Source organism: Psychrosphaera haliotis (assembly GCF_039523615.1).
Lineage (GTDB): Bacteria > Pseudomonadota > Gammaproteobacteria > Enterobacterales > Alteromonadaceae > Psychrosphaera > Psychrosphaera haliotis.
This window is the reverse complement of sequence record NZ_BAAAFQ010000010.1, coordinates 178,128-184,982: the sequence shown is the minus strand read 5'-3', so window position 1 is coordinate 184,982 and position 6,855 is coordinate 178,128. Positions and strand designations below refer to the sequence as shown.

At 39.3% G+C, this 6,855-nt stretch carries 6 protein-coding genes; 3 read left to right on the top strand and 3 right to left on the bottom strand.

Features of this window, described 5'->3' with window-relative positions; all coding sequences use genetic code 11:
• Positions 1–296: 296 nt before the first annotated feature.
• On the top strand, positions 297–728 hold the full coding sequence (locus ABD009_RS12990; protein WP_343826078.1) for an HIT domain-containing protein: 432 nt from the start codon (positions 297–299) through the stop codon (positions 726–728).
• An 87-nt stretch (positions 729–815) separates the two neighbouring features.
• Here the strand turns inward: ABD009_RS12990 and trxA are convergent, their stop codons facing one another.
• Entirely contained in the window at positions 816–1,139 is a 324-nt protein-coding gene (gene trxA, locus ABD009_RS12985) for a thioredoxin TrxA (RefSeq protein ID WP_155696935.1), read from the bottom strand.
• Positions 1,140–1,229: 90 nt separating this feature from the next.
• On the opposite strand from trxA, the gene rhlB reads away from it, so the two are divergent.
• Positions 1,230–2,453, top strand: a complete 1,224-nt coding sequence (gene rhlB / locus ABD009_RS12980; protein WP_343826076.1) for an ATP-dependent RNA helicase RhlB — start codon at positions 1,230–1,232, stop codon at positions 2,451–2,453.
• Between the two features lie 22 nt (positions 2,454–2,475).
• Positions 2,476–3,960 (top strand): guanosine-5'-triphosphate,3'-diphosphate diphosphatase, encoded by a 1,485-nt coding sequence (gene gppA / locus ABD009_RS12975; protein ID WP_343826074.1) that lies wholly within the window; start codon positions 2,476–2,478, stop codon positions 3,958–3,960.
• Between the two features lie 120 nt (positions 3,961–4,080).
• Here gppA and hemB read toward each other — a convergent pair whose 3' ends face one another.
• Together hemB and ABD009_RS12965 are read right to left on the bottom strand one after the other, a co-directional pair.
• Entirely contained in the window at positions 4,081–5,088 is a 1,008-nt protein-coding gene (hemB, locus tag ABD009_RS12970) for a porphobilinogen synthase (RefSeq protein ID WP_155696941.1), read from the bottom strand.
• A 3-nt stretch (positions 5,089–5,091) separates the two neighbouring features.
• Entirely contained in the window at positions 5,092–6,843 is a 1,752-nt protein-coding gene (locus ABD009_RS12965) for a sensor domain-containing diguanylate cyclase (RefSeq protein ID WP_343826071.1), read from the bottom strand.
• Positions 6,844–6,855: the final 12 nt, after the last annotated feature.

Sequence of the window (6,855 nt, the reverse complement as noted above, 5' to 3'; positions counted from 1 at the left end):
TTCGAACTCAGAAGTGAAACGCAGCTGCGGCGATGGTAGTGTAGCATTTGCTATGCGAGAGTAGCTCACCGCCAGGCTCCCATACTAACCCCTTGCACGTTGTGCGAGGGGTTTTTTATTGCCTCCGATTTAACATCTGACTCTTTTTAACACTTTTTTACGTTTGGAATTCCGCAAAATCAAAAAATAACGCTCACTAATGCAGCCGCGCTAAGGCCCCTTACATTTCCTCTGATCTATTTGTTTTGACAAAAATACGTATAATTCATCAATAATATTAAAAATTAAGGCTTCATATGTTTACTTTAGATCACAGAATAGAGCGTGATTCGATTTTAATTGCAGAGTTACCTCTCAGTCAGTTGAGGCTACAGAACGATCAAAGGTATCCATGGTTAGTGTTAGTCCCGAAAGTTGAAGGTGCTAAAGAAGTTCATGAACTTAAAGTTGACGAGGCTCAGCAGTTATTAAAAGAAAGTAATGTCGTTGCAAACGCATTGGCTATAGTAACTGGTTGTAAAAAGGTTAATATCGCTAACTTAGGTAACGTAGTAGAGCAATTGCATTGGCATGTAGTTGCTAGGTTTGAAAATGACCTAACCTGGCCAGGTCCTATATGGGGTATTGGTGAAGCAGAATGTTGGGAACAAAAAAAGAGACTTACTTTCGTAGAGTCTCTTCTTAAAGAAATCCAGTCAAATCAGGAAATTAAAGTTTTCCCAGCTTAATACTGAACTCAAATAGTTAGTCATTCCTTGTATATACAAGCTTGAAACTACAAGCTTAATAGAAAGTACGGCTAACTAAATTGATAATTAAACGTTGTCGTTTAAGAATTCAACTAATTGAGTTTTGCTTAACGCACCAACTTTAGTTCCTACAACAGCACCATTTTTGAATAGTAATAATGTTGGAATACCACGAACACCAAATTTAGGTGGTGTATTAGGGTTTTGGTCAATATTTAACTTAGTAATAGTTACTTTGTCAGACATTTCTTCTGCTACTTCACTAAGAATAGGAGCGATCATTTTACAAGGACCACACCATTCTGCCCACAAGTCTACTAAAACTGGTTTGTCACTGCTGATAACTGAATCGAAGCTGTCGTCAGTTATGTTGATAATTTTATCGCTCATTTAATACTCCGCATTTAATATATAAATAATATACTTCTATTGTGATTAATTTGTTTCTTATTGCAAGGCTAAAGGTTATGCTTATTCGTTATGAATAAGACACATTTAACTGAAACAAAATTTTCCGACTTTTCAATACATCCAGATGTATTAAAAGCCCTATCCTCTGCTGGTTATGCAAATTGTACCCCGATTCAGGCCATGTGTATGCCCTTAATCGAAAAAGGTGTCGACATTGCAGGTCAAGCACAAACAGGGACCGGGAAAACCATCGCATTTCTTACAGCGACCTTTAATAAACTTCTTACCGTAGAAGCTAAAGGCCAGCCAAGAGCTATTATTTTAGCCCCAACCCGTGAGTTAGCCATCCAAATTCATAAAGACGCAATTGCGTTTGCTGAAGCTACTGGTTTAACTCTTGGACTAGTTTATGGGGGCGAAGGCTACGAAAGTCAACGCAAACAATTAGAACAAGGTGTAGACGTACTAATTGGCACGACGGGTCGCGTAATTGATTATTTAAAACAAGGTATTTATAACCTAGATAGCATTCAAGCTGTTGTTCTAGACGAAGCAGATAGAATGTTTGATCTTGGTTTCATCAACGACATCCGTTACTTATTTAGTAAAATGCCAGCGAGTTCAGAAAGAGTTAACTTAGTTTTCTCAGCAACAATGAGCTATAAAGTAAAAGAATTAGCTTATTCGCACATGAACGAACCGACTCACGTTCAAGTAGAGCCTGAGAGAATGACTGGTACTCGTATTAGTGAAGAGCTCTTTTATCCAGAATCAGATAAAAAACCTTTATTACTTTTATCTTTAATTGAAGATGACTGGCCAGAAAAAGCCATCGTATTTACCAATACTAAACATGCATGTGAGCAAGTTTATAATTGGTTAAAGGCTGATAAACATAGAGCTGGCCTACTAACTGGTGACGTTAACCAACGTAAGCGTTTATCTATTTTAGAAGCGTTCGCAAAAGGTGATATCGACTTCTTAGTAGCAACAGATGTTGCAGCTCGTGGTCTACACATTCCAGAAGTATCTCATGTTTACAACTATGACTTACCTGATGATCGTGAAGATTATGTACATAGAATAGGACGTACAGGGCGTGCGGGTGCCAGTGGCGCAGCTATTAGCTTTGCGTGCGAATCTTATGTATATAACTTACCTGCAATAGAAGAATATATTGGTCATGCTATTCCTGTAAGCCAATATGATTCTGAAGCGTTGTTGGATGATGTACCTAAACCTCGTTATACGAAGAGAAGACATCATCATGGCCAGCGCCGCAGAAGTAACTAATAACAGTTAAGGCTGTAATTGGATGCAAAATAACACAAGCTATGCAGTAGTAGATCTTGGGTCAAACAGCTTTCATATGATGATTGCCCAAGTTGTTGCAGGTAGTGTGCAAATAATTGGTCGGGTTAAACGAAAAGTCCGACTAGCGTCAGGTTTAAATGAAAACATGTTTTTATCTGACGAAGCAATGCAAAGGGGTTGGGAATGTCTCAATCTTTTTGCAGAGCGATTACAAGATATCCCCCGAGAAAATATAAAAATTTCTGGAACCGCCACTCTCCGACTCGCTAAAAATGTAGATACCTTTCTTGAAAAAGCCGAACAAATTCTTGGTTTCCCAATCCAAATCATTTCTGGCGAAGTAGAGGCTCAAACTATATACAAAGGTGCAGCATACACATCAAGCTCAAATAAAAAGAAACTCGTTATAGACATTGGTGGTGCAAGCACAGAGCTTATAGCTGGTGAGGGCCATTTGCCTCAAGTGTTTACTAGTATAAATGTAGGGTGTGTCACCTATTTAGACCGTTACTTTAAAGATGGTGTGTTAAGTGAAGCGAACTTTAATAGCGCAATTGAAGCTGCGGAACTTGAAATCAACAAGGTAAAGTCAAAGTACAGTGCGTTTGATTGGCAAGAAGAAGTTGGTGCTTCGGGTACCGTTCAGGCTATTCAAGAAATACTGATGGCCCAGGGTTTTGACGAAATAATTACCCTAGAAAGGCTTAATTCGATTATGCAGCAATCCGTATCATTTGGATTTCTTGACAAGCTGGCAATTAAGGGCTTAGTTCAAGAGCGAAGACTAGTATTCCCAAGTGGCTTAGCCATTCTTATTGCTATATTCAAACAGTTAAATTTAACTGGAATGACACTCGCTGGCGGTGCGCTTAGAGAAGGACAGCTTTACTCAATGCTGCCAGAGCTTACGAAGTTGAACGTAAGAGAGAGAACAATAAAAAGCGTAATGACACGCTACCATATAGATACCAGACACGCTCAGCGCGTTTCAGAGCTTAGTTTAGAATTAGCAGAACAACTAGCTCCGAGCTGGGACTTAAATCAATTTGAGGCTATCGATATATTAAAGTCGGCGGCGTTGGTTCACGAAGTCGGTTTACAGGTTAGTTATAAAGATCAGCAAATCCATGCGAGTTACTTGTTGGCCAACTCAAACTTGCCGGGTTTTACTACGGGCCAAAAGAACTTATTAACAGCTATAGTGCGCAACCATCGTGACGATATCGATCACTCAATGTTATCAGCGCAAACTACAACGTCAGTGTTATTAGCGATACGGTTAGTGCGTATACTGAGGTTATCAGTCATCTTGTCATTACGACGAACAGATGAAGTGTTACCTAATATTGAAGTGTCGATTGTGGGTGAAGAGTTGTCTATACATCTTCCTAATGGTTGGTTAGAAGCTAATCCGTTAAGTGCCGCAGAGTTACATCAAGAAGCAAGTTACCAGGCGCTTCAGGGCTGGCAGTTAAAGCTAACTTAATTAACCTTAACCACCACAAAAAAAGAAAAAACCTTTAAGTATCAATTTTTTGAATAACAATTCCCAAAGAAATAACGCCAATTGCTCAGTAATTAACGCATACTACAAACGCTATAAAGACTATTGCTTAAGCCACTTTGCAGCGGTTTTTGCAAAGTAAGTAAGGATGCCATCTGCTCCCGCACGTTTAAATGCCAGTAGAGATTCCATGATTACCGGTTCTTCCGCTAGCCAACCATTTTGGATAGCCGCCATGTGCATCGCATATTCTCCACTGACCTGGTAAGCAAAAGTAGGCACTTCAAATTCACTCTTAACACGACGTACAATATCTAAATAAGGCATACCTGGTTTAACCATCACCATATCAGCGCCCTCTTGAAGATCTAGAGCAATTTCCTTCATAGCTTCATTTGAATTAGCTGGGTCCATTTGATAATTCTTTTTATCAGCCCCCTTCAAGTTACCAGCTGAGCCCACAGCATCTCTAAACGGGCCATAATAACTAGAAGCGTACTTAGCTGAGTAAGCCATTATTTTTACATTGTGAAAGCCAGCCTTTTCTAATGCTGTTCTAATAGCGCCAATACGGCCGTCCATCATGTCTGACGGAGCAACAATATCTACGCCCGCTTCAGCGTGAGACAAGGCCTGCTTCACTAACACTTCCGTTGTAACGTCGTTAAGAACATAACCGGAATCATCAATAATCCCATCTTGTCCATGCACGGTAAACGGGTCTAATGCAACGTCAGAAATAATACCTAACTCTGGATAGGCTTTTTTTAAGGCTTTAATAGCCTTTTGAGCCAAACCTTCCGAATTATAAGACTCTTCAGCTAATTCTGTTTTTATTTCACTTGGCGTGACTGGAAAAATGGCAATAGCCGGAATACCCAATTCAACCAATTCTTTTGCTTCTTCTAATAAAAGATCGATAGATAAACGTTCAACACCAGGCATAGAGTCAACGCTCTCACGTCGGTTTTTACCCTCTAATACAAACATTGGATAAATTAAGTCATTCACTGTTAATGCGTTTTCCTGCATCAAACGACGAGAAAAATCATCCGAGCGCATGCGTCGCATACGTGTATTTGGGAATTGACCTAAACCTTTATCTAACATTAATTAATCCTCTATTTTATGAACGACAACACAATTTCGACCGTTATTTTTTGCTGCGTATAATGCTTTATCTGAAAGTTCAACAAACTGCTCCGGTGTGAGTTTGTACTCTTTGTTTGTGCATGCAACGCCTAAACTAACGGTACACTTTACGGTGCCAGATGAAGTTGCGATTTGCGCTTCTTCAATATTCTTTCTAACTTTTTCAGCTAATACCTCTGCACCTGCAATATCAGTGTTCGGTAGTAACATGGCAAACTCTTCGCCGCCATATCTAAATATTTCATCTGAAGAACGATTAAGTTGTTCTTCACCCGTATGAGCAACAGTTCGGATAACTTCATCACCTGCAACATGGCCAAATTTGTCGTTGACCGCCTTAAAGTGATCAATATCAAACATAATTAGCGACAATGGCGTTAACTCTCTTCTAGAACGCCTAATTTCAGCTTGGATACGTTTATCAAAATGGCGGCGGTTATGGATGCCTGAAAGTGCGTCTAACGTATTTATCTTCTCTAATTCGTTATTTCTATCTTCCAGTTCACGCAGAGTTAACTGCAACTCAAGGTTTTGTTCAGCAAGTTGGGTTTGCAAATCATCAGATTGTTCAAAGTCTTCGTGTGCAAGAGTAAATGGCGTTTCATGATCTTTTTCCATTCTCTTCTTAATCATACTGACCGACAAAATTGTTACTAATACCAACATAGCCAGCTGTAGTAAGTCTAAATTGGTAAAGGGCAAATTAGCGTCAGTGAAACTATTAACCGCAATAAATAACATAGCGGCTAATAAAACGGCTACGCCTAGGTTTAAATCTTGATCCTCATGAACGCCTTGCTTCCAAAGCCAAAAGCCAGAATAAATATGAAAGCAACACAATGTGATTGCCGCAACCATGACCAAATAAAGGCCCCATTGATAACTAACATAAAGCGTAAGTGGCAATATAACGACTGCTCCAATAGCAATGCCAATAAAGCTCACGGTAAGAGGATGTCCTGCCTGAACGCTATGGATATAGTTTCTTGCTAAAAGAGCCGAACAAGCCATTGCGATACAACTAAAAAGGTACACAGCGTGCTGTTGCATCAATGGATATTCAGGCCAAATATAATGAAATGCATAGCCATTCATTGTCAGAGTAATCATAAGTAACGACATCATTAGTGCCGCGTCTAACAAAGCATTTTTTGATTGGCTAAAAATAAAAACAATAAGATAAGCGAAAACTGCAGCAGAAATAATGCCGATAAATAAACCCGCTAAAAGGCGATCGTAGTTTTCCTGTTGCTGAAAACTTTCTTTTTGCCACAAGGTTAGTGGGAAGTTCACCGTGCCTTGAGACTGAACTGCAATGTAAAACTCTAAAGACTCATCGGTTAATAATGAAATGGGAATAATAAACGTTTCTTGCAGGACTGGACGAAGTACAAAAGAGTAGTTATCACCTAGGTTTTGTACACTGCGAACTTTTCCATTATGCAAAGTATAAACAGTGACGTTATCTAAAAGCGCATTATCAAGTTCAATATACAATGAAGTGGGGTTTGGATTTATGTTCTGTAAACCAAAGCGAAACCAATGAACACGATCATCATATCCAAATTTAATAAAATCTTCGGATAAGGTACTCCATCCTTCAATTGGCGGGGTTTCAAGAGGATCATCATTACCAATGTTATATTCAAGAAAGGGTACTAAGTTTACTGACCCCTTATTTAAATCGATTTGATATGGTGTGGGTTCTGCCATAGCTGTCTGAGA